The 25418-nt window shown below is 67.0% G+C and carries 25 protein-coding genes; 10 read left to right on the forward strand and 15 right to left on the reverse strand.

Features of this window, described 5'->3' with window-relative positions; genetic code table 11:
- Positions 1 to 2: 2 nt before the first annotated feature.
- The 3 genes from NZL82_RS02985 to NZL82_RS02995 are packed head-to-tail and all read right to left on the reverse strand — an operon-like array spanning position 3 to position 1644.
- A complete protein-coding gene (locus tag NZL82_RS02985; protein WP_261268300.1) occupies positions 3 to 641 on the reverse strand; it encodes a heme exporter protein CcmB in 639 nt (212 codons plus the stop codon).
- Positions 638 to 1228, reverse strand: a complete 591-nt coding sequence (gene ccmA, locus NZL82_RS02990) for a heme ABC exporter ATP-binding protein CcmA (protein ID WP_261268301.1) — start codon at positions 1226 to 1228, stop codon at positions 638 to 640. Before ccmA ends, NZL82_RS02985 begins: the two co-directional genes overlap by 4 nt.
- A complete protein-coding gene (locus tag NZL82_RS02995; RefSeq protein WP_261268302.1) occupies positions 1225 to 1644 on the reverse strand; it encodes a metallopeptidase family protein in 420 nt (139 codons plus the stop codon). Before NZL82_RS02995 ends, ccmA begins: the two co-directional genes overlap by 4 nt.
- Between NZL82_RS02995 and NZL82_RS03000 the strand changes: the two genes are divergently transcribed.
- Positions 1614 to 1991 (forward strand): 4a-hydroxytetrahydrobiopterin dehydratase, encoded by a 378-nt coding sequence (locus NZL82_RS03000; RefSeq protein WP_261268303.1) that lies wholly within the window; start codon positions 1614 to 1616, stop codon positions 1989 to 1991. The genes NZL82_RS02995 and NZL82_RS03000 overlap by 31 nt on opposite strands.
- A gap of 42 nt (positions 1992 to 2033) precedes the next feature.
- On the opposite strand, the gene NZL82_RS03005 is transcribed toward NZL82_RS03000, so the two are convergent.
- Complete coding sequence (locus NZL82_RS03005) at positions 2034 to 3035, reverse strand: fumarylacetoacetate hydrolase family protein (protein WP_261268304.1); 1002 nt, start codon at positions 3033 to 3035, stop codon at positions 2034 to 2036.
- 276 nt (positions 3036 to 3311) lie between these two features.
- Between NZL82_RS03005 and NZL82_RS03010 the strand changes: the two genes are divergently transcribed.
- Together NZL82_RS03010 and NZL82_RS03015 are read left to right on the forward strand one after the other, a co-directional pair.
- Positions 3312 to 4679, forward strand: coding sequence for a DEAD/DEAH box helicase (locus tag NZL82_RS03010; RefSeq protein WP_261268305.1), 1368 nt, complete (start codon positions 3312 to 3314; stop codon positions 4677 to 4679).
- Positions 4680 to 4834: 155 nt separating this feature from the next.
- Positions 4835 to 5101: a hypothetical protein gene (locus tag NZL82_RS03015; RefSeq protein ID WP_261268306.1), complete on the forward strand. Its 267-nt coding sequence runs from the start codon at positions 4835 to 4837 to the stop codon at positions 5099 to 5101.
- Between the two features lie 53 nt (positions 5102 to 5154).
- Here the strand turns inward: NZL82_RS03015 and NZL82_RS03020 are convergent, their stop codons facing one another.
- Entirely contained in the window at positions 5155 to 7113 is a 1959-nt protein-coding gene (locus tag NZL82_RS03020) for a potassium transporter Kup (RefSeq protein WP_261268307.1), read from the reverse strand.
- 125 nt (positions 7114 to 7238) lie between these two features.
- Here NZL82_RS03020 and pdeM point away from each other — a divergent pair, with 125 nt between their 5' ends.
- Entirely contained in the window at positions 7239 to 7901 is a 663-nt protein-coding gene (gene pdeM, locus NZL82_RS03025; RefSeq protein ID WP_261268308.1) for a ligase-associated DNA damage response endonuclease PdeM, read from the forward strand.
- A 3-nt stretch (positions 7902 to 7904) separates the two neighbouring features.
- Here the strand turns inward: pdeM and msrA are convergent, their stop codons facing one another.
- The 3 genes from msrA to pabB all read right to left on the reverse strand — a co-directional run bounded on the left by msrA (position 7905) and on the right by pabB (position 12122).
- A complete protein-coding gene (gene msrA / locus NZL82_RS03030; RefSeq protein ID WP_261268309.1) occupies positions 7905 to 8570 on the reverse strand; it encodes a peptide-methionine (S)-S-oxide reductase MsrA in 666 nt (221 codons plus the stop codon).
- Between the two features lie 546 nt (positions 8571 to 9116).
- The gene (locus NZL82_RS03035) at positions 9117 to 10316 is read right to left on the reverse strand and encodes a pyridoxal phosphate-dependent aminotransferase (protein ID WP_261268310.1); all 1200 of its coding nucleotides are present in this window, start codon (positions 10314 to 10316) and stop codon (positions 9117 to 9119) included.
- A 54-nt stretch (positions 10317 to 10370) separates the two neighbouring features.
- Positions 10371 to 12122, reverse strand: coding sequence for an aminodeoxychorismate synthase component I (pabB, locus tag NZL82_RS03040; RefSeq protein ID WP_261268311.1), 1752 nt, complete (start codon positions 12120 to 12122; stop codon positions 10371 to 10373).
- Positions 12123 to 12204: 82 nt separating this feature from the next.
- Here pabB and NZL82_RS03045 point away from each other — a divergent pair, with 82 nt between their 5' ends.
- A complete protein-coding gene (locus tag NZL82_RS03045) occupies positions 12205 to 12879 on the forward strand; it encodes an MBL fold metallo-hydrolase (RefSeq protein ID WP_314732865.1) in 675 nt (224 codons plus the stop codon).
- Positions 12880 to 12976: 97 nt separating this feature from the next.
- Here NZL82_RS03045 and NZL82_RS03050 read toward each other — a convergent pair whose 3' ends face one another.
- Both NZL82_RS03050 and NZL82_RS03055 read right to left on the reverse strand, forming a co-directional pair.
- Positions 12977 to 14605 carry a M28 family metallopeptidase gene (locus NZL82_RS03050; protein ID WP_261268312.1) on the reverse strand — a complete coding sequence of 543 codons (1629 nt, stop codon included), beginning with the start codon at positions 14603 to 14605 and terminating at the stop codon, positions 12977 to 12979.
- On the reverse strand, positions 14605 to 15039 hold the full coding sequence (locus NZL82_RS03055) for an MAPEG family protein (RefSeq protein ID WP_261268313.1): 435 nt from the start codon (positions 15037 to 15039) through the stop codon (positions 14605 to 14607). The genes NZL82_RS03050 and NZL82_RS03055 overlap by 1 nt, the downstream gene beginning before the upstream one ends.
- 205 nt (positions 15040 to 15244) lie before the next feature.
- Between NZL82_RS03055 and rpmF the strand changes: the two genes are divergently transcribed.
- From rpmF to NZL82_RS03080, 5 genes are all read left to right on the forward strand, one after another.
- Positions 15245 to 15424, forward strand: coding sequence for a 50S ribosomal protein L32 (rpmF, locus tag NZL82_RS03060; RefSeq protein WP_230482852.1), 180 nt, complete (start codon positions 15245 to 15247; stop codon positions 15422 to 15424).
- Between the two features lie 39 nt (positions 15425 to 15463).
- The gene (plsX, locus tag NZL82_RS03065; protein ID WP_261268314.1) at positions 15464 to 16492 is read left to right on the forward strand and encodes a phosphate acyltransferase PlsX; all 1029 of its coding nucleotides are present in this window, start codon (positions 15464 to 15466) and stop codon (positions 16490 to 16492) included.
- Positions 16489 to 17457, forward strand: a complete 969-nt coding sequence (locus NZL82_RS03070; protein ID WP_261268315.1) for a beta-ketoacyl-ACP synthase III — start codon at positions 16489 to 16491, stop codon at positions 17455 to 17457. The genes plsX and NZL82_RS03070 overlap by 4 nt, the downstream gene beginning before the upstream one ends.
- 89 nt (positions 17458 to 17546) lie before the next feature.
- A complete protein-coding gene (locus NZL82_RS03075; RefSeq protein WP_261268316.1) occupies positions 17547 to 17846 on the forward strand; it encodes an integration host factor subunit alpha in 300 nt (99 codons plus the stop codon).
- Positions 17830 to 18195: a MerR family transcriptional regulator gene (locus tag NZL82_RS03080; RefSeq protein WP_261268317.1), complete on the forward strand. Its 366-nt coding sequence runs from the start codon at positions 17830 to 17832 to the stop codon at positions 18193 to 18195. Before NZL82_RS03075 ends, NZL82_RS03080 begins: the two co-directional genes overlap by 17 nt.
- 59 nt (positions 18196 to 18254) lie before the next feature.
- On the opposite strand, the gene NZL82_RS03085 is transcribed toward NZL82_RS03080, so the two are convergent.
- The 5 genes from NZL82_RS03085 to pheS form a co-directional block, all read right to left on the reverse strand.
- A complete protein-coding gene (locus tag NZL82_RS03085; protein WP_261268318.1) occupies positions 18255 to 18779 on the reverse strand; it encodes a hypothetical protein in 525 nt (174 codons plus the stop codon).
- A gap of 57 nt (positions 18780 to 18836) precedes the next feature.
- Positions 18837 to 20363 carry a peptide chain release factor 3 gene (locus NZL82_RS03090; protein ID WP_261268319.1) on the reverse strand — a complete coding sequence of 509 codons (1527 nt, stop codon included), beginning with the start codon at positions 20361 to 20363 and terminating at the stop codon, positions 18837 to 18839.
- 490 nt (positions 20364 to 20853) lie between these two features.
- Positions 20854 to 21735 (reverse strand): aldose 1-epimerase family protein, encoded by an 882-nt coding sequence (locus tag NZL82_RS03095; RefSeq protein WP_261268320.1) that lies wholly within the window; start codon positions 21733 to 21735, stop codon positions 20854 to 20856.
- Positions 21728 to 24091, reverse strand: a complete 2364-nt coding sequence (gene pheT, locus NZL82_RS03100; RefSeq protein ID WP_261268321.1) for a phenylalanine--tRNA ligase subunit beta — start codon at positions 24089 to 24091, stop codon at positions 21728 to 21730. Before pheT ends, NZL82_RS03095 begins: the two co-directional genes overlap by 8 nt.
- The gene (gene pheS, locus NZL82_RS03105; protein WP_261268645.1) at positions 24088 to 25164 is read right to left on the reverse strand and encodes a phenylalanine--tRNA ligase subunit alpha; all 1077 of its coding nucleotides are present in this window, start codon (positions 25162 to 25164) and stop codon (positions 24088 to 24090) included. The genes pheT and pheS overlap by 4 nt, the downstream gene beginning before the upstream one ends.
- Between the last annotated feature and the right edge of the window lie 254 nt (positions 25165 to 25418).

Consider the following 25418-nt stretch of genomic DNA (forward strand, 5'->3'; position numbering starts at 1 on the left):
GTTCAATCGCGTACCGACCGGATCGCCGCCGCCGCCAGCCAGGGTGCGCCTGCCACCAGCATCAGCGACACCGCCGCCAGCAGCTTGAGCGCACCCAGATCCGCGCCGCCCGCACCGAAGATCAGCAGGGGCAAGGCCAAGGGCAGCAACAGCAACCCCGCAATCCCCCCGGCCCCGCGCAACCCCGCCGTCAGCGCCGCCGTCGCCACCGCCAGCGCCGCCAGACCCGGCGTACCGAGCAGCAGCGCCAGTTCGACCGACACGAGGGCCGCCGCGTCGAGCCCGAACAAGCCCCCCGCGATCAGCGCCGCGATCATCAATGGCGGCGCGAAGGCCAGCCAATGCGCCACGATCCGCAACGCCATCACCAGCGTCAGCGACAAGCCATGGACCCGAATCTGGTCGAACCATCCCGACTCGCAATCGGGCGCGATCAGCCGTTCGACCGGAAGCAGCGCCGCGAGCAGGGCCGCGACCCAGATCGCCCCCGGCCCGATCCGCATCAGCGTCACCCGGTCGGGACCGATGGCAAAGGGAAAGAGCACCACCGCCAGCAGGAAAAAGCCGGACACCAAAGCCGCCCCGCCCCCGGCATAGCCACGCCGCACGTCGCGCGCGATCAGGGTCAGCGCCGCGCTCAAGCGGGAACCAGGGTATCGAGAGCGATGGCTTTGCCACCCGGCACAGCCAGCGGCTGATGGGTCGCCAGCATCACCGCGCCGCCCCCGGCGCGGTGCCGTGCCACCGCCTGTTCCAGCATCGCCAGCCCCGCGGTATCCAGCCCGTTGCCCGGCTCGTCGAGCAACCACAGCACCGCCCCCGACGCCAGCACGCGGGCCAGTGCGGCGCGCCGCCGCTGGCCGGTGGACAGGAACCGCACCGGTATCGCCGCTAGACCGGCCAGTCCGACCTCTGCCAAGGCCGCCTCCACCCGCGCGCCAGGGTCGCCCCGACCATCCAGCCTGGCCCAGAACGACAGCGCGCCGGTCAGACTCGGGTCACTGTCGAGCGCCAAATCCTCGGCCATCAGCGCGGTCGGCCCCCGATGCTCGACCTGACCCTCGAACGGCGCGATCAACCCGGCGGCGAGCCGCAACAGGCTGGACTTGCCGATGCCGTTGGGGCCGGTGACGACCACCGCCTCCCCCGCCGCCAGCGTCAGCGACAATCGCGCGAACAACAGCCGCCCACCCCGCGCACAGGCGACATCGGACAATGAAAGGATCACGGGGCGGACACATCCACCGCGTCTTCCAACGCGTGCATATCATCGTCGGACAGGCCGAAATGGTGGCCGATCTCATGGATCGTCACATGCGCCACCAGATCGTCGAGCCGGACGCCGGTGTCGATCCATTCGTCCAGGATCGCGCGGCGATACAAATGGATGCGATCGGGCAGTCCGCCTGAATCCATCGAGCTCTTCTCGCCCAGCGGACGGCCATGATACAGCCCGGTCAGGTCGAGCGGATGCTCTATGCCCAGCGCGGCCAGCGTCTCGCCATCGGCATATTCCTCGAGGATCAACACCACGTCGTGCAGGTGCGCGGCGAATGCGGCGGGCAGGCGTGCGATCGTAGCCCGCGCGATCGCCTCGATCACCTCGGCACCCGGTGGTTCGCCGATCCCGTCTTGCCCGCTCATGCGCGTCGTCATACCGCTGTGCCGGTCAAAAGAACAAGAGAAGCAAAGGGACGGCAATGGTGGAGCGGCTGAGCGAGCTGGACCGGGACGAGGCGCTGGACGGCCTGCCCGAATGGGACTGGGACGAGGCGCGCGATGCGATCACCCGGCGGTTCGTCTTCGCCGATTTCAACGAGGCGTTCGGCTTCATGACCCGCGTCGCCTTGCTGGCGGAAAAGGCCGATCACCATCCCGAATGGTCCAATGTCTGGAATCGGGTCGACATCATGCTGACCACCCATGATGCGGGCGGCCTGTCGGCGCGTGACATCGACATGGCCGAGGCCATCGACGCGCTGGTGGGCTGACCCGCATGAATCCTCCCCATCGCCGATGGGGAGGATCGGCTCTTATTCGACCGTCTGTTCGATCGCGCCGAAGATCGGATGGTGGCGGTCGTCCTCCATCCAGATGCGCACCGTGTCGCCCTTCTTGAGGAACGGCGTCCTGGCCTCGCCGCCCTGGATCGTCTCGATCATCCGCACCTCGGCGATGCAGCTATAGCCGACGCCACCCTCGGCGACGGGCTTGCCCGGCCCGCCATCGGCGTCGCGGTTGGACACGGTGCCCGAACCGATGATCGTCCCCGCCCCCAGCGCGCGCGTCTTCGCCGCATGGGCGACCAGCGTGCCGAAGTCGAAGGTCATGTCCTGCCCCGCATCGGCGCGACCAAAGGGCTGGCCGTTGAGATCGACCTTCAGCACCCGGTGCAGCTTGCCGTCCTGCCACCAGTCGCCCAGTGATTCGGGCGTCACGAACACCGGCGAAAAGGCCGAGGCGGGCTTGGACTGGAAGAAACCGAACCCCTTGGCCAGTTCGCCCGGAATCAGCGCACGGAGCGACACGTCGTTGGTCAGCCCGACCAGCCGGATCGCCGCCAGCGCCTCCTCTCGACTCGCACCCAGCGGCACGTCGCCGGTGACCACGACGACCTCGCCCTCCAGGTCGCAGCCCCAGCTTTCGTCGGCCAGCGGAATCGCGTCGCGCGGCCCCAGGAACCCGTCCGACCCGCCCTGATACATCAGCGGGTCGTGCCAGAAGCTGTCGGGCAGTTCCGCGCCCCGCGCCTGCCGGACGAGCGCGACATGATTCACATAGGCCGATCCGTCCGCCCATTGATAAGCGCGCGGCAAGGGCGAGGCCGCGTCATGCTCATGAAAGCGCGCCCGCGGAATGGCTTCGTGATCCAGGTCGGTCGCCAGATTGGTGAGTGCGGGGGCGACCCGGTCCCAATCGTCGAGCGCGGCCTGCAGGGTCGGGGCGATATGGTCCGCATCCGCATACCAGGCGAGGTCGCTCGACACGACGACCAGCTTGCCGTCGCGACCGTGTTTCAGACTGGCGAGTTTCATCAGGACTCCTCTTCGCTGCTTGGTATCAGATGTAACCATCTGCCCACGGTTGTCACGCCACCGCATGCCGATCCTGCCCTAAACTTGACTTTTCGCAAGGCAGGGCGCACATGCCCACCCGTCGAGGCGTCCACTCGCAGCGTGAACGGACCATCTGGTCCCGGCTCCGCCCCGACCCTGTCTTCAGGCTTCCCTTGTCACGCGGGGTGTCATCAACCCCGGCGCCGCTCCTCGCGGCCCTTCCGTGACTCGCGCGCCATGATCGAAAGCAATTCCATGTCCTTTTCCGAACTCGGCCTTGCCGAGCCGCTCGTCCGCGCGCTCGAGGCCAAGGGCTATTCCGAACCCACCCCCATCCAGCGCGATTCGATCCCGACGCTGCTGGAAGGCCGCGACCTGCTGGGCATCGCGCAGACCGGCACTGGCAAGACCGCCGCGTTCGTGCTGCCGTCGATCCAGCGTCTGGTCGAGGCGAACAAGCGCGTCCTGCCGACCCATTGCCGGATGCTGGTGCTCGCGCCGACCCGTGAACTGGCCAGCCAGATCGCTGAAAATGCAAAGGGCTATGCCAAATTCTCCAAGCTGGCGGTCGCGACCGTCTTTGGCGGCACCAGCTTGAACAAGAACCGTCAGGACCTGTCGCGCGGCGTCGACATCCTGGTCGCGACGCCGGGCCGTCTGATCGATCTGGTCGAGCAGGGCTTCCTGAACCTGTCGATGATCGAAATCCTGGTGCTGGACGAAGCCGACCAGATGCTCGACCTGGGCTTCATCCACGCGCTGCGCCGCATCGTGAAGATGCTGCCGCGCAAGCGCCAGACGCTGTTCTTCTCGGCAACCATGCCCGCCGCGATCCGGGACCTGGCCGACAAGTTCCTCGACAATCCCGCGACCGTCACCGTGACCCCGGTCTCGACCACCGCCGAGCGCGTGGAGCAGTCGGTGACCTTCGTCACGCAACAGGAAAAGCAGGCGCTGCTGACCATCCTGCTTGCCGATCCTGCGATCGAGCTGGCGCTGGTCTTTACCCGCACCAAGCATGGCGCGGACCGCGTCGTGAAGCTGCTGGCGGGCAACGGCATCGCGGCCAATGCGATCCACGGCAACAAGAGCCAGGGCCAGCGCGAGCGCGCGCTGGGCGAGTTCCGGTCGGGCCAGACCCGCGTGCTGGTGGCCACCGACATCGCCGCACGCGGCATCGACATTCCAGGCGTCAGCCACGTCTTCAACTTCGAGCTGCCCAATGTCGCGGAGCAATATGTCCACCGCATCGGCCGCACCGCGCGTGCGGGTCGCTCGGGCCTGGCCATCGCCTTCTGCGCCGAGGATGAGCGTCCGTATCTGAAGGATATCGAGAAGCTGACGCGGCAGAAGATCACAGTCGTGCCGCTGCCCGCGGACTTCGTGAAGCGCGCCGAGACGATCAAGTCGCAGCGGGTCAAGGCGATCGGTGCCGATCCCGCGCCGCGCGTCGACCGCCCGCGCGATCCGGAGCGGCCCCGCGCCACGCATTCCCCGCGCGCGACCGATGCCCGCGCGCCGCAGGGCCGTCAGCCGCGTCGTCGCAGCGGCGGCGGTCGTGGCCGTGGCGGTCAGGGTCGCCCCGGTGGCGGCGGTGGTGCCGGTCGCGGCGCACAGGGCTGATTCGATGCGGCGGAGAGCGATAGAGCTCTCCGCCGAACGACTGTCCGACGCCCCCTGCGAAGGCCGGGCCGTTCGCCATTGGCCGGACGCCATATGAACTCCCACTCCTCTCCCGCGTTGATCGCGTAACGATCCGCGCATCAGGAGAGGTTGCCATGGATATTGCCCACACCCCCGCCGCCGAACGCATCGCGCGCGTCCTATGCGGTCAACGGCTCAGCGCCAATGCCGGGGGCGATTCGGAATCGGCCGCGCGGCTGGTCGACGATCACTGGCGCGAGCATATGGCCGATGCGCTGGCGGTCCTGCGCACCTTGCGCGAACCCGATCAGGCGATGGCCGAGGCAGGCGACCCTGCGGTCTGGGAAAAGATGGTGCTGGTCGCGGTCGAGGCCGCCAAGCCGCCCAAGGTCGTGCTGTAACAAAGGACGGGCTAAGGCCGCGCATCATCGGACAAGAGCCCGGTGGTGGTTACCTACACCGTCACCTGCTCGCCCAGCTCCAGCACCTTGCCCGGCGGGATCCGCAGGAAGTCGGTGGGATCGCTGGCATTGCGCTGAAGGAACATGAACAGCCGGTCCTGCCAGGGCGGCATGCCCTTTTCCGCTTCGGGTTTCAGCGTGTTGCGGCCGATGAAGTAGCTGGTCTTCATCGGGTCCAGTCCCGAGGAACGCATCTCCACCCCCAGGTCGCGGGGCAGATCGCGCGGCACGTCGGGCGTTTCCATAAAGCCATAGGTCAGCGCCACGGTGGCGAAATTGTCGTCCAGCCGTTCGACATGCGCCCGCCGCTCGCTCGACACGACGGGGCGGTCGGCGGTGCGGATCGTCACGATCAGATTCTGCTCGTGCAGGATCTTGTTGTGCTTGAGATTGTGAAGGAGCGCGCCGGGTGCCGAGGCAGGATTGGCGGTCAGGAACACCGCCGTCCCCGGCACCCGCTCGGGCGGACGCTTGGCGAGCGCGGCGGCGAGATCGGCCAGGGGGATGGCCTGCCGCTTCTCGAAGGCCGCGACGATGCCGCGCCCCCGCACCCAGGTGTGGATGATCGTGCCGACGGCCGCGCCGACCAGCAGGGGCACCCAGCCCCCCTCGATCACGCGCAGGATATTGGCCCCGAAGAAGACGAGATCGAGCGCCAGGAAGGGCAGGATCGCCGCCAGTGCCAGCGGACGCGACCAGCCCCAGCGATGCCGCACGACCAGATAGGCGAGGCAGGTCGTCACCACCATCGTGCCCGTCACCGCGATGCCATAGGCGGCGGCCATGGCCGAGGAGGTCTTGAACTGAATGACCAGCACCAGCACCCCGAACAGCAACAGCCAGTTGATCGCTGGCAGATAGATCTGCCCCTGGAAATCAGCCGACGTCTGACGGACGCGCAATCGGGGCAGCAGCCCGAGCTGGATCGCCTGCTGGGTCAGCGAGAAGGCGCCGGTGATCACCGCCTGTGCCGCGATCACGGTGGCCAGCCCGGCCAGCACGATCAGCGCGGGGCGAAACGCCTCGGGCGCCATCAGGAAGAACCAGTCCTGATTGGTAAAGGGCTGGCCATTGGCGCTCGCCTGCTCCAACGCGGACAGGGCAAAGGCCCCCTGGCCCAGATAGTTGAGCGCAAGCGCCGGCAGCACCAGCGAGAACCAGCCGATGCGGATCGGCAATCGCCCGAAATGCCCCATATCGGCGGTCAGCGCCTCGGCCCCCGTCACGGTCAGGAACACCGCGCCCAGCACGAACAGCCCGACCACGCCATGGCTCGCCAGGAAGCTGATGCCATAGCCCGGCCAGATCACCCGCGCGATCGAGGGTTCGTCGGCTATATGCCACAGGCCCAGCCCGCCGATGACGAGGAACCACAGGATACAGATGGGGCCGAACAGCTTGGATACCGAGGCGGTGCCCCGCGACTGGATGAAGAACAAGGCGACCAGGATGACGATGGTGCACATCCGGATCACGTCTTCGTTGAAGATCGACGCGGCGGCGGGAATGGTGTGCAGCCCCTCCATCGCGGACAGGACCGACAGCGCGGGCGTGATGATCGCATCGCCATAAAAGAGCGAGGCGCCCGCCGCCCCCAGGACCAGCGCCAATTTCGACCGAATCCCCACCGAGCGGCGAGCCAGAGCAGCCAGCGCCAGCACGCCGCCCTCGCCCTGATTGTCGGCGCGCATCAGGAAGACGACATATTTGATCGTGACCACCAGGATCAGCGACCAGAGCGCCAGGCTGAGCACGCCAAGGATCTCGCTGGGGTCGATGCCGTCGCCAGCGGATTGCGACAGGGCTTCGCGAAAGGCGTAGAGCGGGCTCGTGCCGATGTCGCCGAACACCACGCCGATCGCCCCGATGGTCAGCGCGGCCAGCGCGGGGTGACGGTGCGCGGTTTCCGCCGCGGTCTGGTCGCTCGTAATGTCGGTTGCCGTCCCCGTCATGTCCGCCGGAACCCCCTGAGCCAAAAGGACGGCGCGCTTTACGCTTCTCCGTCTCGGAAGCAAGGGCTTTCCCATGCCCTTTGCAAACGCTTGATATTGCCGAGCGTCAAGCGCATGGACGGCAAATGGTTCCCTTTTCGTTCGGCGGGCATGCGTTTGAGGCGCTGGCCGATGGCGCGCTGTTCTGGCCCGCGCGGGCCGCGCTGCTGGTCGCGGACCTGCATCTGGAGAAGGCGAGCTGGTATGCGGGGGGCGGGCAGATGCTGCCCCCGTACGACTCGCTCGCCACGTTGAGCGAGCTGACCGCGATCGTGGCGCGGACGGGCGCGCGGGAGGTCTGGTGCCTGGGCGACAGCTTTCACGATGCGGAAGGGTGCGACCGGCTGCTTCCCGAAGCGCGGGCGATGTTGCTGGCGCTGACCGGGGCGACTGACTGGACCTGGATCACGGGAAATCATGACCCGGTGCTTCGCGACCGATGCGGCGGCGCGGTGGTGGACGAGGCGCTGGTCGATGGCCTGATCCTGCGCCACGAGGCCGATCCGGCGGAAACGCGGCCCGAACTGTCGGGCCATTTCCATCCCAAGCTTCGCCTGCGGGTGCGGGGCAAGCTGGTCGCGCGCCGCTGCTTCGTCGGCACCGTCAACAAGCTCGTCCTGCCCGCCTTCGGGGCGCTGACCGGCGGGCTGGACGTGGATCACCCCGCGCTGATCGAGGCGGTGGGGCGCTCGGCGGAAGCGTTGGTCCCGGTGCGCGACCGGATGCTGCGCTTCCCCGTCGCGGCCTGACGCCTATCCGGCGCGCGCGAGATCGGGAAAGCCCGCGCGGAACCCCGCGACCTTGGGCTTGTCCCAGCGCGTGATATAGGGATGCATCGGATTGCGATCGTAGAAATTCTGATGCTCGGCCTCGGCCGGGAAGAAACCACCCTGCTCGATATGGGTGGTGATCGGTCTGGCGAAGGCATGGGCCTTGGTCAGTTGCGCGATATAGGCGCGCGCGACCTGCGCCTGTTGCGGCGACTGGGCGAAGATCGCGGAGCGATAGCTGGGCCCCCGGTCCGGGCCCTGACCGCCGACCTGGGTCGGATCATGCGCGATCGAGAAATAGACGCGAAGCAGGGTGGCGTAGGAGACCTGAGCGGGGTCGTAGGTGATTCGAATTGCCTCGGCATGGCGAGTCCGCTCGGTCGAGACGGCGGCGTAATTGGCATCGGCCGCCCCGCCCCCGGCATAGCCGGCGGTGACGCCGCGCACACCCTTCACCCGTTCGAACACCGCCTCCATGCCCCAGAAGCACCCGCCCGCCAGCACCGCCGTCTGCGACCGACCCATGGCAGGCAGGTCGATCGTCGCCTTGGGCAGCGGCACGGCGCGTTCGGCGCGTGCGGGAAGCGAGGACAAGGCGACCGCTCCGAATGCGGTCGCGGCCAGGGCGATGCAGAGTCTATTGCGCATCACCGGAATATGGGGTGTTTTTGGGGTTCGGCCAGGGGCTGGTGTGTCAGCGTGGCCTTCGACTTCGCTCAGGCTGAACGGAGGTTTTGGGGGCGGTCAATTTGCCCCCCCCCCGTGCCCCCAAGCGGACTAGAAGGCCATGGGAATCACCTCGCCAGCAATCCGTCTTAGCGAACCGCCTCAACCGGGGCCGAAGCATAACGGCTGGGCGCCTCGCCCGGATGAAGCACCACGAGACCCAGGGCGCCAAGCGCAAATCCGCCGGCGAACTGCCACACGAAGCTGGACTTGAGGAGGGCACGCATTCGTCTTCACCTGTCTAAAACGGGTCGCCCCCGAATGGGCGGCGATCTTCCGGGCGCCATCTGGTCGATCGGCGCCGTTCCGACAATGGCGTTTATAGAAACACAGCATTAACGGCACGTGGACGTGTCGTTCATGCCACAGTTAAGCCATATTGCTGCGGCGCATGGTCGCCAATGAAAAAGCCAGCCGACCGAGCCACTTGGCCCGATCGACTGGCTTTCGCATCGCAAAAGCGAAAAATTATTTTAGCGCGGCGCAGGCCGTCTGGATGCGGGTGCACGCCTCGCGCAGCAGCGCGTCCGAGGTCGCATAGCTGATCCGCATCGCGGGCGAGAGGCCGAAGGCCGCGCCCTGCACCGCCGCGACCTTCGCATCGTCGAGCAGATAGCCGACGAACGCCTCGTCGCTGTCGATCAACCGGCCCGAGGGCGTCGTCTTGCCGATCAGCGGGGCGAAGGACGGATAGACGTAGAAGGCGCCTTCGGGCGTCGGGCAGGTCATGCCGTCGATTGCATTGAGCATCGACACGACCATGTCGCGCCGCGCCTGGAACGCCTGGTTGCGCTCGGCGAGGAAGCTCTGGTCGCCGGTCAGCGCCGCGGTCGCTGCCGCCTGCGCGATCGAGCAGGGGTTGGAGGTCGACTGCGACTGCAGCTTGGCGATCGCCTTGATCAGCCAGGGCGCGCCGCCCGCATAGCCGATGCGCCAGCCGGTCATGGCATAGGCCTTGGAACAGCCGTTGACGGTCAGGGTGCGCTCGTAGAGTTCGGGGCAGACCTGCGCGATGGTGGCGAAGCGGAAGCCGTCATAGACGATATGCTCGTACATATCGTCGGCGAAGACCCAGACATGCGGGTGGCGAAGGATGACCTCGCCCAGCGCCTTCAGCTCGTCGGCGGTATAGCCCGCACCCGTCGGATTGGACGGCGAGTTCAGGATGACCCACTTGGTCTTCGGCGTGATCGCGGCGTCGAGCGCCTCGGGGGTCAGCTTGTAACCCTGTTCCGGCCCCGCCTTCACGATCACCGGCACGCCGCCCGCGAACTGCACCACGTCGGGATAGCTGACCCAGTAAGGCGCGGGGATCACCACCTCGTCTCCTGCGTCGATCGTCGCGACCATCGCATTGAACAGAGTGTGCTTGCCGCCGACATTCACGCTGATCTGGTCGGCTTTGTAGGTCAGGCCGTTGTCGCGCGCGAACTTTGCCGCGATCGCGGCCTTCAGCTCGGGCGTGCCGTCGACGTTCGTGTATTTGGTCTTGCCGTCGCGGATCGCCTGGATCGCGGCCTCTTTCACGAAGTCGGGCGTGTCGAAATCGGGCTCACCCGCGCCCAGCCCGATCACGTCGACGCCGGCGCGCTTCAGCTCCATCACGCGGCTGGTGATGGCGAGCGTGGGGGACGGGCTGATACGGCCGAGCGCGGCGGAGGGCTGCATGGAACGGAACCTTTGCGACAGGAGAGTGCGGGCGCGCTTTAGCCCGCCGTCGCGTCAATCCGCAACCACCTCCGCACGAAACAATCCACGAAGCGCATTGCCAAGCAAGAATCCATCCCGAAGGTCGGTGCGGGTCAACCGCTCCTCGACCGCCTGCCCCGACTCGATCAAATGGCCGCGCAGCACACCGGGCAGCAATCCATGGGCCAGTGGCGGCGTCGCCAGCCGGTCGCCATGCGGCACGAACAGTGAGGTATAGCTGCCCTCGGTCAGGCTGCCATCGGGGGCCTCGAACACGACTTCCGCCGTCCCCGCTCGGGCCCGCGCGGCATCGTAGAAACCCCGTGCGCTGGTCTTGTGCCGCAACCGCAGATCCTCCGGGGAGACCGGGAGCGGCACGATACGCACCGGCACCACCCCGTCAAAGGGGGCGGGAGGCGGCGCCACCTCGACCACCAGCGCGCCGCCGGGCGCGAGTAGCAGGCGGATCCGCCGCGCATCGCGCAGGCGGAAGGTCGCCGCCTGCAACTCGTTGCGCGCATCATGCCGGTTGAAGGCAAAGCCCAGTGCCGCCGCGCTCGCCTTCATCCGGGCGAGATGCGCCTCCAGATGCTGGATGCCCTCGATCGGATCGAAGGCCATGGTTTCGATCAGGTCGAAATCGGGCTGCCCCCCGGACAGGAAGGCCGCCTTGGCGAGGCATTCGTCCCATTCGGCCCCCGCCACCGAGTCGGCGACGACGCCCGATCCGATCCCCAGCGTCACGTCCGTCGCGCCATTGGGCCAGGTCAGCGTGCGTATCGCGACGTTAAACATCGCGTCGCCATCCGCGTCCAGCCGCCCGATCGAACCGGTATAAAGTCCGCGCGGGGAATCCTCGATCGCGGCGATCGCCTGCATCGCGCGTATCTTGGGTGCGCCGGTGATCGAGCCGCACGGAAAGAGCGCGGCCAGTACGTCCACCGCGTCGCGCCCCTCGGCCAGATCGGCAGTGACGGTCGATACCATCTGGTGCACGGTCGGATAGGGTTCGACCGCGAACAGTTCGGGCACCGCGACGCTGCCCGCCCGCGCGACCCGCGACAGGTCGTTGCGCATCAGGTCGACGATCATCAGATTTTCGGCGCGCTGCTTGGGATCGTCGTGAAGCGTCCGGGCGGCGCGCGCATCGGCACCGGGGTCCTCCTCGCGCCGCGCCGTGCCCTTCATCGGCCGCGCGGTCAGGCGACCGCCCTTCAGCGCGAAGAACATTTCGGGCGACAGCGACAGGATCGTCGCCTCCCCGGTGGCGACCACCGCACCCCATCCCGCCCGCGACCGGGCGCGCAAGGCGGCATAGAGGGCCAGCGGATCGCCTAGCACCGGCGCGGTCGCGCGGAAGGACAGATTGACCTGATAAAGGTCCCCCGCCGTGATCAGCCGCTGCACCTCGGCGAACTGCTCGGCGTGACGCTCCTCGTCGCATTCGGGCCGCAAGGCGCCGATCCACGCCCCCGCCGGATCGGGCAGCGCGCCTTCGACCGACAGGTTTCGATAATCCTCGAACAGCCCGAACCACAAAAGCGGCCCGTCCCCCGCCTTCGGGGCTGGCACGCCGGGCTCCAGCGCCGCTCCCGCCTCATAGGCGATCATCCCGGCGGCGTGCAGCCCGCGCGACCGCGCCTGCCGCAGCTTTTCCAGCGCGGGCGCGACCTCGTGCGGCAGATGCGCGACCACGATGTCGACCGGTGCGGTATAGAGCCGCGCCGCCGCTCCTCCGTCACGGGCGTCGTCGAGCAGCACGAAAGGGGCATCGAGGCGCAGCATGGGGGACGATCCATGCACGGCCCTCCCCCGCGCATGCAAGTATCGATTGGCCGCGACTGTCCCAGTCTCTATCCCAGGTTGCATGACTAATGCCCCCCAGAACCCGCCGCTGCGCGCCGCGATCGTCCCCGTGACCCCGCTTCAGCAGAATTGCTCGATCGTCTGGTGCACCGCGACGATGAAGGCGGCGGTGGTCGATCCCGGCGGCGACCTGCCCCGCATCCACGACGCCATCGCCAAGACCGGCGTGACGGTGGAGAAGATCCTGCTGACCCATGGCCATATCGATCATGCGGGCGGTGCCAAGGCGCTGTCCGATGCGCTGGGCGTACCGGTCGAGGGACCGCAGGAAGAGGATCGCTTCTGGCTCGCCCGGCTGGACGAGGACGGGCAGGCCTATGGCATCCCGGCGCAGGTGCTGGAGCCGACGCGCTGGCTGTCGGAGGGCGATACGGTCACGATCGGCGACCTGACGCTCGATGTGTACGAGACGCCGGGGCATACGCGCGGGCATGTGATCTTCCACCATGCCCCCTCGCATTTCGCGCTGGTCGGCGACGTGCTGTTCCAGGGTTCGGTCGGGCGTTCGGACCTGCCCGGCGGCGACCACGATACGCTGATCCGCTCGATCGTGGAGAAGCTCTGGCCGCTGGGGAATCAGACGGCGTTCATTCCGGGGCACGGCCAGCCCAGCACCTTCGGGCATGAGCGGCAGAGCAATGCATTCGTGGCGGACCGGGTATTGGGTCTGGGGTAAGCGGTTCGCCTGGGCTCCGACTTCGCTCAGCCTGAAAGGAGGGTAGGATCGCTTCCCCAACCCCGTTCAGCCTGTGCGAAGTCGAAGGCCAAGGGAATCACTTCCTTTCCGCAGCACTCTCCGCCCGAATCGCCTTGAACTCCGAACCCGCACGCCATTCCGGCCAGTCCCGGCTATCCGCCAGGCCCTGCCCGATCCGATAGAACAGCCCGACATCCGCCGCCGCCCCGCGCAAATCCCAGTTGGCGTCCCAGGCGTCACAGGTCTGGTGATAGCAGCGCATATAATCGTCGAGCCACTTCTGCCCCGCCGGACGCCCACCCTCGACCAGATCGGGGGCCCCGCTGATCGCCATCAGCAGCAGCGTCGGCACGCCCCGCCGCGCGACCGAGAAATGATCCGCGCGGTAGAATAATCCGCGTTCGGGCAGCGCCTCGGGCGTCACGCTGCGCCCCTGTGCGGCGGCCGCGCTCTTCAGCCGGTCTTCCAGATCATTCTGCCCGTCACCGACCAGCATCACGTCCTTGGCAGGCCCCGCCGTCTGGAGGATGTCGAGCGTCAGGTTCGCGACCGTCTTGGAAAGCGGATAGACCGGCTTCACCGCATAGGTTTCCGACCCCAGCAGCCCGCGCTCCTCGCCCGTCCACAGCGCGAAGACCAGACTGCGGTCGGTCTGCGGCGCGGCCTTGAATGCGCGAGCCAGTTCCAGAACCCCCGCAACGCCCAGCGCATCGTCATTGGCGCCGGGGCGGATCACCCGTCCGTCCGCATCCGCCGCGCCCTTGCCATAGGCGTCCCAGTGCGCGCCGAACATGACGACCTCGTCCGGACGGGTCTTGCCGGGCAGCCGGGCCAGAACGTTGCGGCTCTCCGCCCGCACCGTCGTGACCGGCAGATCGGCGGAGAATCGCTGGCCGTTCAACTCGACGGGGCGAAAATCGGCCCGTCGCGCAGCCTTGCGCTGCTGCGCCAGGTCCAGCCCGGCGGCGGCGAACAGCTTCGTTGCAGACTCCCCCGACAGCCAGCCTTGCAGCAGCACGCGCGAAGTCGGATCGGAGCGGACGATGTCGTAATTCTCGCCGGCCGGGGCAGTGACGGTCGCCCAGCCATAGCCCGCGCCCGGCGTGTCATGGACGATCAGCGCACCCACCGCGCCCTGCCGCGCCGCTTCTTCGAACTTATAGGTCCAGCGGCCGTAATAGGTCATCCGCCGGTCGCCGAACTTGCCCTTGGCATCGTCGCCATCGACCGCCTCGAAATCGGGGTCGTTGACCAGGAAGACGGCGATCTTGCCCTTCAGGTCGACGCCCTTGAAATCGTCCCAGCCGCGCTCCGGCGCATGGACGCCATAGCCGACGAAGACCATCGGCGCATCGGCGATGGCGACCCGGTCGACCGGACGGACGGTCGAGACATAGACGCCCTGCCCCTGCACCAGCGGCATCGACCCCGCACGCATCCCGCCCTGACCGATCTGGGTGCGAATCAGCGGCACGGCCTGCGTCCACTGTCCATCCGGGCCGCCGGGCTGGAGGCCCATCGCCTTGAACTGCGCGACCAGCCAGTCGACGGTCTTCGCTTCGCCGGGGGTGCCGGGCGCGCGCCCCTCAAACCCGTCGGAGGCGAGCACCTTCACATCCGCCGACAGGCGCGACGGCGAGATGGGGTCGGGTGCGGCGGCAGTCAGCGCGACGGCGGCCAGACCGATGAGGGGGAAGCGAATCATCAGCGGTCGATCCTTACAATGGTGGTGGTCGGCGCGGGCGCGCTCTGGGCGGTATAGACGATTCCGATCGCCCAGCCCGCCAACAGCGCCAGTATCGCCCAGGTTCCGATCGCGCCGCCCGCGCGCCCCACATTGGGCGCGGGCCGCATCATGCCACAGCCATGGCCGATGCGCGCCAGAATGAACGCGCCGCCCAATATCCACAGCCCGAAGGGCGACCCACCCGCCAGCTCGACCAACCCCATCAGGATCAGGACGAAAGGAGCGTATTCGACGAAATTCGACTGTGCCCGCATGCCGCTGGCGAGTCGCGAATCGCCGCCATCGCCAAGCAGAACCTTGCCCCTTACCCGCCCGACGGCGATTCGCAGCGCGAGCCATAAATTGACCAATGCGGCCGCCGCCGCGATGCTGAGCGTGACGGGCAAGACCATAAGCGCCGCATTCTCCGTATATTGAACCCGAACACCGCCTGCCATTCCGTGGCAAAGCTTGCAACATCGGCAAAACTCGCTATAGGCGCGGGGCTTCGCGATGCGTCCGGCTGGGTGCTCACGCGGCCGGGTCTTCGATCCGGGCGCGCAATGGGTGCTGACCGTGGCGTATTCCACCCATTGTTCGAATTGATAAGGTGCCGCAATGGCCGTCCCCAAGAGAAAGACTTCGCCCTCCAAGCGCGGCATGCGCCGTGGCCACGACTCGCTGTCGATCGCCGCGTTCCAGGAATGCCCGAACTGCGGCGAGCTGAAGCGTCCGCACAATCTGTGCACCGCTTGCGGCCACTATAACGGCCGTGAGGTCGTGTCGGTCGAGGGCTGATCCCTCTACCTTTGAACTGAACGACCGTTAGAGGAACGCATGGCCGATAACGCCTGGATCGCCGTCGATGCGATGGGCGGCGACGACGGGCTGGCGGTGATGCTCGCCGGTGTCGCCAGAGCGCGACGCCGTTTCGAGGGCATGCGCTTCCTGCTGGTCGGGGACGAGGCGCAGATTGCGGAGGGGTTGAAGACCCATCCCAATCTGTCTGCCGCGTCCGAAATCGTGCACGCGCCCGAAGTGGTCGGCTCCAGCGAGAAGCCGAGCCAGGCGATTCGGCGTGCGCGCACGACATCGATGGGTATCGCCATCGATTTGGTGAAGCGTGGCCGCGCCGCCGCCGCCGTGTCGTCGGGCAATACCGGCGCGTTGATGGCGATGGCCAAGCTGTCCCTGCGCACCCTGCCCGGCATCGACCGGCCCGCGCTTGCCGCGCCACTGCCTACGCTGGGCGACAATGACGTCGTCATGCTCGACCTCGGCGCGAATACCGAATGCGATGCACGCAACCTCGTCCAGTTCGCGGTGATGGGCGCGGCCTATGCCCGCATCTTGCTCGAACTCGACAATCCGCGCGTCGCCTTGCTCAATATCGGGTCCGAGGATCAGAAGGGCACCGACGAGATTCGCGACGCGGCCGCCGTGCTGCGCGGACAGAGCCATCTGCCCCTGAACTTCACCGGCTTCATCGAGGGCAACCAGCTCGCCCGCGGTGAGGTCGACGTCATCGTGTGCGACGGATTTGCCGGAAACATCGCGCTCAAGACCGCAGAGGGAACCGCGCGTTTCGTCGGCGATCTGCTGAAGCGTGCCTTCCGCTCCTCCACCCGGTCGAAGATCGGCTTCCTGATCTCGCGCCCCGCCACCGAATTGCTGCGCGATCACCTCGACCCCAACAATCATAATGGCGCGGTCTTTCTGGGCCTGAACGGCGTGGTGGTGAAAAGCCATGGCGGCGCGACCGAACTGGGCGTCGCCACCGCGATCGGCAACGCGGCCAAGATGGTGCGCGCCGACCTGACCCGGCGTATCGCCGAGGATCTCCTGAATTTCGAGGATGCCGCATGATTCGTTCGATCATCACGGGTACGGGTTCGGCGCTTCCAACCCGGCGGGTATCGAACGAGGAACTGGCGCAGCAGGTGGACACGTCCGACGAGTGGATCGTCGAGCGTACCGGCATCCGTTTCCGCCATATTGCGGGGCCGGAGGAAACGACCGCCACGCTGGCCGCCGACGCCGCCAAGGCCGCGATCGCGGCGGCGGGCCTGTCGGCGCAGGATATCGATCTGATCGTGCTGGCGACCGCCACGCCGGACCAGACCTTCCCCGCCACCGCCACCAAGGTCCAGACGATGCTGGGTATCGACGACTGCGTCGCGTTCGACGTGGCGGCGGTCTGCTCGGGCTTCCTCTATGCCGTGCAGGTCGCCGATGCGATGCTGCGCAGCGGCGTGCAGCGTCGCGCCCTGGTGATCGGTGCCGAAACCTTCAGCCGCATCGTCGACTGGGAAGACCGCACCACCTGCGTCCTGTTCGGCGACGGTGCCGGCGCGATGGTCCTGGAAGTGCGCGAGAGCGACGAAAAGGGCGGTCGCGGCATCCTGGCGACCAAGCTCCACGCCGATGGCCGCCACAACGGCCTGCTCTATGTCGATGGCGGCCCCTCCACCACCGGCACGGTCGGCAAGCTTCGGATGAAGGGCCGCGAGGTCTTCCGCCACGCCGTCGTCAATCTGGCGCAGGTGATGGAAGAAGCGCTGGGCCTTGCCGGCCTGTCTTCCCAGGATGTCGACTGGATCGTGCCGCATCAGGCCAATGCCCGCATCCTCGACGCCACTGCGCGCAAGTTGAACCTGCCTGCGGAGAAAGTCATCGTCACGGTCGACCGACACGCCAATACCTCGGCGGCGTCGGTTCCTCTGGCATTGGATACGGCCGTTCGCGACGGACGTATCCGGCAGAATGATCTGATCGTTCTGGAGGCGATGGGCGGCGGGTTTACATGGGGGGCGGCGGTCATTCGTTTTTAAACAATCGATTGACATTAACCAAGATAAATCCCTTTCGGTCCCATTAGTCGATGTGTTAGGCGATCGATTACACCATTGGGGGATGGAAAATGACCAAAGCCGGAACTTTGACCCGCGCCGATCTCGCTGAATCGCTGCATCAGGAAGTGGGGCTTTCCCGCGCCGATTCGGCGGATATCGTCGAGCAGATCCTCGTCGAGATGTGCGATGCGCTGTCGCGGGGAGAGAATGTCAAGATTTCGGGCTTTGGAACCTTCGTGCTGCGCGACAAGGGGGAGCGGATCGGCCGCAATCCCAAGACGGGGATCGAGGTGCCGATCGCACCCCGCCGCGTCCTGACCTTCCGCGCGAGCCAGATGATCCGCGATCGTATTGTCGCGGCTGGATAGACCCGAACGCCCCTCGGACGGCGGCAAGACCGATGGTGCGCTGCGCACCATCGGCGAGGTTTCGCGCGAGACCGGCGTAGCGCAACATGTTCTGCGCTATTGGGAAAGCCGCTTTCCGCAACTCAAACCGGTTCAGCGGGCGGGCAACCGGCGCTATTATCGTGCCGCCGACCTGACATTGATCCGCCGGATCGCCCGGTTGCTCAACCAGCAGGGTTATACCGTGCGCGGGGTGCAGCAACTGTTCGAGAGCGAAACCCGCGTCAAGGACGACCCGGCGACGACGCTACGCCATATCCGCGATTTGCTGGCCGAAGCGCTGGCATGGGATGACCGGGCGGAAAAATAGGATTTGGAGGCGTGGGCTTCGACTTGGCTCAGGCCGAACGACGTCGAAACCCGCTCGCCCTATCTAGGCGGCTCGATCACGCCGCCCTGCCCGCCCAGCAGCAAATCCCGGCACGCCCGGTTATAGGCATGGGCACGCCACCAGAACCAGCCGCCATTGCCCACGCCCCAAGCCGCCACGCCGAGCGCCGCCCACGGAACAGCCCGCGCCGCCCGTCCGCCACGCGCGGCGATCCGACCAGCGGCCAGCCCGCCCTTCCCGATCCGCCGCGCAGTCTTGGCGAGCTTTCCCGCCGCCCGCGCCTGCGACAACAGGCCCGATCCGCCACGCAGGTCGCCGAGGATCGCGGCCGGGCCGACAAAACCCTTGAGCTTGGCCGCGATTTCCTGCGCCTCGATCGCCATGCCGGGTTCCAGCTGTCGCCGTTGCGCGCCGGTCAGGCCATAGGCATCGCCGATCTGGTCGATCATCTCCGCCAGGCTTTCGGTGCCGATGGTCAGCGCCTTGGCCCCCGCCTTCAACGCGCGGCGGCGGATCAGCTTCTCATTGGCCTCGAAGGTCGCTTCGATCGCGGTACGGTCCATGATGGGTCCCTGTTCGTGCATGGACCGTTGAAGCCGCGAAACGGCCCGCCGGTTCCCTTATCGTTCGCGCGTCGCGAGGAAACGGACCTTGGGATAGCGATCGGCGACATAGCCGACCTCCCAGGCGCTCTTGGCGAGGAAGACGGGGTTGTCGTCGCGATCCTTGGCCATGGCCGAACGGTTGAGGTCCATGAACGCCTTGAGGTCGGCGGGGTCGTCCGCCGTGATCCAGCGCGCGGTGTCGAACGGCGCGGGCTCCAGCCCGGCCGCGACCTTATATTCCGCATCCAGCCGCGACAGCAGCACGTCGAGTTGGAGCTGCCCGACCACGCCGATGATCCAGTTCGACCCGATCTCCGGGTAGAAGACCTGGGTCACCCCCTCCTCGGCCATGTCGTCCAGCGCCTTGCGCAGCTGCTTGGTCTTGGTCGGGTCCTTGAGCGCCACGCGGCGCAGGATTTCGGGCGCGAAATTGGGCAGGCCGGTGAAGCGGACATCCGCCCGTTCCGACAGCGTGTCCCCAACGCGCAGCGTGCCGTGATTGGGGATGCCGATGATGTCGCCCGGAAACGCCTCGTCCGCGACTTCGCGATTCTGCGCGAAGAACAGGATGGGCGAATGGACCGCGATCGGCTTGCCATGGCCCGTGGGGGTCAGCTTCATGCCGCGCTTGAAGGTGCCCGAGCAGAGCCGCATGAACGCGATCCGGTCGCGGTGCTGCGGGTCCATATTGGCCTGCACCTTGAAGACGAAGCCGGTGACTTCCTTATTCTCCGGCGCGACGGGGGCGGGCTCGGCAGGCTGGGGCCGGGGCGGCGGCGCGTGGCGGCTGAGCGCGTCGATCAGCTCGGCGACCCCGAAATCCTTCAGCGCGGAGCCGAAATACACGGGCGTCAGGTCGCCGTTGCGATAGGCCTCGCCATCGAATGCAGCGTACCCGGCTTGGGCCAGTTCAACTTCTTCGGCAATTTCGGCGGGCAGCGTTGGCGCGTCGTCGACCTTGCCCAGGAAGGCGCGGCTGTCGCCCTCGGGACGGCTGACCTGGCCGGTGGTCAGGTCGAGGATACCCTCGAACAGCCCGCCCATGCCGACCGGCCAGCTCATCGGCGCGACGTCGAGCGCCAGGATGTCGGCGATCTCGTCGAGCAGTTCGAAGGGCGGACGGCCCTCGCGATCGACCTTGTTAACGAAGGTGATGATCGGCACCGACCGCAGGCGGCACACCTCGAACAATTTGCGCGTCTGCGCCTCGATACCGCGCGCGGCGTCGATGACCATCACGGCCGAGTCGACCGCGGTCAGCGTGCGATAGGTATCCTCCGAGAAATCCTCGTGGCCCGGCGTGTCGAGCAGGTTGAAGGTCACGCCGTCCTTCTCGAACGTCATGACCGAGGAGGTGACCGAGATGCCGCGCTGCTGCTCGATCTTCATCCAGTCCGACCGCGCGCGCCGATTCTGGCCGCGCGCCTTGACCTCACCCGCCAAGTGGATCGCGCCGCCGAAGTACAACAGCTTTTCGGTCAGCGTCGTCTTACCGGCGTCAGGGTGCGAGATGATCGCGAAGGTACGGCGGGGGGAAGTCATGGGCGGCTCTGGATAGCAAAGAGGTTCAGGGGCAGCGAGTTGCCCGTCCCGGCGGCCGAACGGCACAGGGATTGCGAATTCCCATAGCGGCTCCGCAGAGTTCTGTCGCAGCAAAATTACGAGACCTAGCCCTCCAGCATACCGCATACACGGGTGGTCGTACCATGCCGGCTCCAGCCGGCATAATCTGCGTGCGGATTTACCTTAATTTGTAGGGGATGCGCTGGCGCAGCCCGCCGGCACTGTCACGATCAGATATTGCATCGCCTGAGATTAAAAAGTTGGGCAGAAAGAATCAGGTTATGGTAGAAGACGGATTGGTTTTGGTATCCGCTTGGGTAATTACCCAGGGAATAAGGCAAATTCCCGCTATAGTTTGGGCCTTTAGGTGCCCAGCGACAAGCAAGAGATATGTTTATCCGGGCAGTTATCTCGGCTGTTCGAAATCCCCGCAGGATGGGCAATATACTATACTGCCCAGCGCCCCTCCTTAAACCGACAACGTCACCGTCATCTGCATGACCTTCTCGCCCCCGACCGGCACGACGAACACGCCGGGCTTGTCGGCGAAGTCGCCGTCATACCCTTCCGGGTCGGCAATGCCGTGCCAGGGCTCGACACAGACATAGGCGGCGCCCGGCTTGGTCCAGATGCCTAGCTTGGGCGTGTCGGGGAAGGCGATGCGGAGCTGCGGCGCGCCCTCGACGCCGTAGGTCAGCGACTGGCTCTCAACCGGGTCCCAGACCAACGCGTCGTCGGTGAACAGGTCGTCGGCCAAATGCAGCACGCGGCCGTCGAGCGGGCTGTCGCGGCGGTCTTCGGCGATCAGGCCGTCGGGCGCGATCTTGCGCAGGCGAGCGGGCTCGTCCTTTTCGAAGACGATGCGGTGATCGGCGCGTGGACGGCCGTAGGGCAGCGGCCAGGCGAAGGCGGGGTGGAAGCCGAAGCTGGCGGGCATCGCCACCTCGCCCCGGTTGAGGACGCGGATTTCCATCACCAACGTCGCCTCCTCCAGCCGGAACTCCGCCTCCAGCCGGAAGGCGAAGGGATAGGAGGTGCGCGTTTCCTCGCTATCGCCCAGCGAGAAGACCGCGCGGGTGGCCTCGTGCGTCACCAGTTCGAACATGGAGTGGCGGGCAAAGCCGTGCTTGGCCATCGGGTAGTGCTGGCCGTTCAGGCGGATGCCGTCGCGGGTCACGCCGATCACCGGGAACAGCAAGGGCGCGCGGCCGGTCCAGAAAGCCGGGTCCGCATTGGTCATCAGCTCACGACCTTCGGCGTCCTGTAACGACGACAGTTCCGCGCCGAACGGATTGATCGCCGCCGACAGATGGTCGTTGCCGATGCGGACCCAGTTTTCCTCATTAGCCACGAAGTTGCGCTCCCTGCTTGGCGGCCGCCGCGACGATCTTGTCGGCGATGGCCTTCAATTCCTCGTCGGTGAAGCTCTTCTGCGACGGTTGCAGAAGCACCTCGACCGCGACCGACTTGTGGCCTTCGGGCACGCCTTGGCCTGCGAACACGTCGAACACGCGCGCGGCGGTGATGGCGGCCTTGTCCGCACCCCGCACCGCCCGGATCAGCATGTCGGCGGCCAGCGTGTCGGGCACCAGGAAGGCGAAGTCGCGCTTCACGGACTGCAACGCCGGGGGCGTGTAGGCCGGGCGCATGAAGCCGGTCGCGCGCTTGGGCGGGATCGCATCGAGATAGAGCTCCACCGCCGCCACCGCGCCGTCAAGGTCGAACGCCTTGAGCACCGAGGGGTGGACCATGCCGAACGCCGCCAGCACCGTCTTCGGCCCCAACCGCAGCGTGCCCGACTGGCCGGGATGCCAGGCCTCGCCCGCCTCGCCCATCACCTGCAAGTTATCCACAGGGGCCCCTGCCTGGGCGAGGAGCGCGATCGCCTCCGCCTTGGCGTCATAGGCGTCGAAGCCCTGCGCCTTGCCCGAGCGCCAGTTGCGGGGCGCCTTGTCGCCCGCCAGCACCACGCCGAGCGTCGGCCGCTCGGCCTCTTCCAGATAGCGGCGCCCAATCTCGAACAGCCGCACGCTGGTCGCGCCGCGCTTGATGTTGCGCTCGGTCGCGGCGAGCAGGCCCGGGAGGAGCGAGGGCCGCATGACCTTCAGATCCTCGCTGATCGGGTTGGCGAGCGTGAAGGCGCCACCGCCGAAGGGCGCGGCCTGCGCCTCGCTGATGAAGCTCCACGTCACCGCTTCATCGAGCCCACGCGCGGCGGCGGCGCGGCGGGCGCGGCGCTCCAGCTTCTGCTGCGGCGTGGCGGTGGGACACGCGACGCCGGGGGTGCGGGGGAGCGCGACGGGGGGAACATGGTCGATCCCCTCGATGCGGATCACCTCCTCGACCAGATCGGCGGGGCCGTCCACGTCGCGACGCCAGCTCGGTGCCGTCACCTGCCAGTCGTCGGTGACGGTGAAGCCGAGTGATTCGAGGATCGCCCTCTGCCGGTCGGGCGCGATGGCGAGGCCGCCCAGAGTCTCAGCGAGATTGGGGTCGTAGGCGATGGTCTTCGCCACGACCGGCGGCTCACCGGCCCGCGTGACGTTGCTCGCCTTGCCGCCGCAGATATGCTGGACGAGGAAGGTCGCGATGGCGAGGCCGTCGTCCAGGAAGGCGGGGTCCACGCCCCGCTCGAACCGCGTCCGCGCGTCGGAGGTCAGGCCGAGCTTCTGGCCGGTGCGGGCAATTGCCTCGGGGGTGAAGTACGCGCATTCGATGATGACATCGGTGGTCGTATCCGACACGCCCGAATGCGCGCCGCCCATGATGCCGCCGATGTCGTGGACACCCGCGTCGTCGGCGATGACGGTCATGCCTTCCGACAGCGTATAGGTCTTGCCGTTCAGCGCCTCGACCGTCTCGCCCTCACGGGCCTTGCGCGCGACCAGACCGCCCGACAGCTTGGCCTTGTCGTATACGTGCAGCGGGCGGCCGAGATCGACCGTCATATAATTGGTGATGTCGACCAAGGCAGAGATCGGCTTCTGCCCGATCGCGGTCAGCCGCTGGCGCATCCATTCGGGGGCCTCGCCATTGGTCAGGCCCGACACCTCTTGCGCATAGAAAGCCGGGCAGCCCTCGGCATCCTCGATCCGCACGTCGGGACCGGGGCCTTCGCCCTTCACCTCCGGAACGGTCGGCGCGATCAGCGTGCCGAGCCCGGCGGCGGCCAGGTCGCGCGCGATGCCGTGGACGCCCATACAGTCCTGCCGGTTGGGCGTGATCGACACGTCGATGACCGGATCGTTGAGCCCGGCATAATCGGGAAAGGATGTGCCGATGGCCGCATCCTCGGGCAGTTCGATGATGCCGTCATGGCCCTCGCCGATCTGCAACTCGCGCGCCGAGCACATCATGCCGTTCGACTCGACGCCGCGGATCGCCGCGACCTTGAGGGTCACGTCAAGACCGGGAACATAGGCTCCCGGCGCACCGAAGACCCCGACGAGGCCCGCGCGCGCATTGGGCGCGCCGCACACGACCTGCATCGGGCCGTCGCCCGCATCGACCGACAGCACTTGCAGCTTGTCCGCCTGCGGATGCCGCTCGGCCGACAGGATGCGCGCGACGCGGAACGAGGCCAGCGCCTCGCCCGGATTGTGCACGCCCTCGACCTCCAGGCCGATACGGGTCAGCCCCTCGACAATGGCGTCGAGCGAGGCGTCGGTGTCCAGATGGCTCTTCAGCCAGCCCAGGGTGAATTTCATGCGCCGACTCCTCTCGACAGCGTGGGTACGTCGAGGCTCGCGAACCCGTAATGCTTCAACCAGCGAATATCGCCGTCGAAAAAGGCGCGCAGATCGTCCATCCCGTATTTCAGCATGGCGAGACGGTCGATGCCGCAGCCGAAGGCGAAGCCCTGCCACTCGTTCGGATCAAGCCCGCATGCCTCGATGACCTTCGGGTGGACCATGCCGCTGCCCAGCACTTCCATCCAGCCGCCGCCGGACCCGCCGATGACGCGCTTGCCCTTCTCGATCGTGTAGCCGACATCGACCTCGGCCGAGGGTTCGGTGAAGGGGAAATAGCTGGGGCGCAGGCGCAGGACGATGTCGTCGCGCTCGAAGAACGCCTTGAGGAAGGTCTCCAGCGTCCATTTCAAATGGCCGAGCGTGATCCCCTTGTCGATCACCAGCCCCTCGACCTGGTGGAACATCGGCGTGTGGGTCGCATCCGAGTCGGAGCGATAGGTGCGGCCGGGCGCGATGATGCGGATCGGCGGCTTCTGGTCCAGCATGGTGCGGATCTGCACCGGCGAGGTATGGGTACGCAGCACGCGGCGCACCGTCCGCTCGTCGCCGCCCGCCTCGACGCCCGCCAGATAGAAGGTGTCGTGCATCGCGCGCGCCGGATGCGTCTCGGGAATGTTGAGCGCGGTGAAATTGTGCCAGTCGGTCTCGACCTCCGGACCCGTCGCGACCGCGAAGCCCAGATCGGCGAAGATCTCGGCCAGTTCGTCCATCACCTGGCTGACCGGGTGGACGGTGCCGAAGCCGGTGGTATCGACCGGCAAGGTCATGTCCAGCCGCTCGGACGACAGCCGCGCGTCGAGCGCCGCCTGCTCCAGCGCCGCCTTGCGGGTCGCCAGCGCCTCGGTCACCGCCTCGCGAAGCGAATGGATCTTGGGGCCTTCGACCTGTCGCTCCTCGGGGCTCATCTTGCCCAGCGTCTTGAGCAGCTGGGTGATGCGGCCCTGCTTGCCCAGCGCATCGACGCGAACCACCTCCAGCGCGTCGAGCGCGGGGGCGGCGGCGATCGCGACGAGCAGATGCTCGCGCATATTTTCGAGTTCGTTGCTCACACTTCACTCCGTCGGCCGCATGGTCCGCCCCGAAGAGGGCGAGCCGGACCGGTTTGCGGGATTGCCCCCGCCGTAGCGGCTAGGGGTGGCCCGGATCAATCCTTCACGCGGTCACCGGCCTCCCGGGTCGCGCAAAACCCACGAGGCCCGCGTTAAATTTACCATCTTCACGAAATGACCTGGTAACTTATCCTGCATTAAGACCAGCATGTGTTCGTCGGGGGGCCGCCGAC

The sequence above is a fragment of the Sphingomonas sp. LC-1 genome (assembly GCF_025371035.1).
In the GTDB taxonomy this organism is placed as follows: Bacteria; Pseudomonadota; Alphaproteobacteria; order Sphingomonadales; family Sphingomonadaceae; genus Sphingomonas; species Sphingomonas sanguinis_E.

What these genes read in the sequence shown, in the direction of transcription:
- NZL82_RS02995 (WP_261268302.1), bottom strand. Translation starts at nt 1,644, where the DNA reads ATGAGCGGGCAAGACGGGATCGGCGAACCACCGGGTGCCGAGGTGATC.
- NZL82_RS03005 (WP_261268304.1), bottom strand. Translation starts at nt 3,035, where the DNA reads ATGAAACTCGCCAGTCTGAAACACGGTCGCGACGGCAAGCTGGTCGTC.
- NZL82_RS03010 (WP_261268305.1), top strand. Translation starts at nt 3,312, where the DNA reads ATGTCCTTTTCCGAACTCGGCCTTGCCGAGCCGCTCGTCCGCGCGCTC.
- NZL82_RS03015 (WP_261268306.1), top strand. Translation starts at nt 4,835, where the DNA reads ATGGATATTGCCCACACCCCCGCCGCCGAACGCATCGCGCGCGTCCTA.
- NZL82_RS03020 (WP_261268307.1), bottom strand. Translation starts at nt 7,113, where the DNA reads ATGACGGGGACGGCAACCGACATTACGAGCGACCAGACCGCGGCGGAA.
- pdeM (WP_261268308.1), top strand. Translation starts at nt 7,239, where the DNA reads ATGGTTCCCTTTTCGTTCGGCGGGCATGCGTTTGAGGCGCTGGCCGAT.
- msrA (WP_261268309.1), bottom strand. Translation starts at nt 8,570, where the DNA reads ATGCGCAATAGACTCTGCATCGCCCTGGCCGCGACCGCATTCGGAGCG.
- NZL82_RS03035 (WP_261268310.1), bottom strand. Translation starts at nt 10,316, where the DNA reads ATGCAGCCCTCCGCCGCGCTCGGCCGTATCAGCCCGTCCCCCACGCTC.
- pabB (WP_261268311.1), bottom strand. Translation starts at nt 12,122, where the DNA reads ATGCTGCGCCTCGATGCCCCTTTCGTGCTGCTCGACGACGCCCGTGAC.
- NZL82_RS03045 (WP_314732865.1), top strand. Translation starts at nt 12,205, where the DNA reads ATGACTAATGCCCCCCAGAACCCGCCGCTGCGCGCCGCGATCGTCCCC.
- NZL82_RS03050 (WP_261268312.1), bottom strand. Translation starts at nt 14,605, where the DNA reads ATGATTCGCTTCCCCCTCATCGGTCTGGCCGCCGTCGCGCTGACTGCC.
- NZL82_RS03055 (WP_261268313.1), bottom strand. Translation starts at nt 15,039, where the DNA reads ATGGTCTTGCCCGTCACGCTCAGCATCGCGGCGGCGGCCGCATTGGTC.
- rpmF (WP_230482852.1), top strand. Translation starts at nt 15,245, where the DNA reads ATGGCCGTCCCCAAGAGAAAGACTTCGCCCTCCAAGCGCGGCATGCGC.
- plsX (WP_261268314.1), top strand. Translation starts at nt 15,464, where the DNA reads ATGGCCGATAACGCCTGGATCGCCGTCGATGCGATGGGCGGCGACGAC.
- NZL82_RS03070 (WP_261268315.1), top strand. Translation starts at nt 16,489, where the DNA reads ATGATTCGTTCGATCATCACGGGTACGGGTTCGGCGCTTCCAACCCGG.
- NZL82_RS03075 (WP_261268316.1), top strand. Translation starts at nt 17,547, where the DNA reads ATGACCAAAGCCGGAACTTTGACCCGCGCCGATCTCGCTGAATCGCTG.
- NZL82_RS03085 (WP_261268318.1), bottom strand. Translation starts at nt 18,779, where the DNA reads ATGGACCGTACCGCGATCGAAGCGACCTTCGAGGCCAATGAGAAGCTG.
- NZL82_RS03090 (WP_261268319.1), bottom strand. Translation starts at nt 20,363, where the DNA reads ATGACTTCCCCCCGCCGTACCTTCGCGATCATCTCGCACCCTGACGCC.
- pheT (WP_261268321.1), bottom strand. Translation starts at nt 24,091, where the DNA reads ATGAAATTCACCCTGGGCTGGCTGAAGAGCCATCTGGACACCGACGCC.
- pheS (WP_261268645.1), bottom strand. Translation starts at nt 25,164, where the DNA reads ATGCGCGAGCATCTGCTCGTCGCGATCGCCGCCGCCCCCGCGCTCGAC.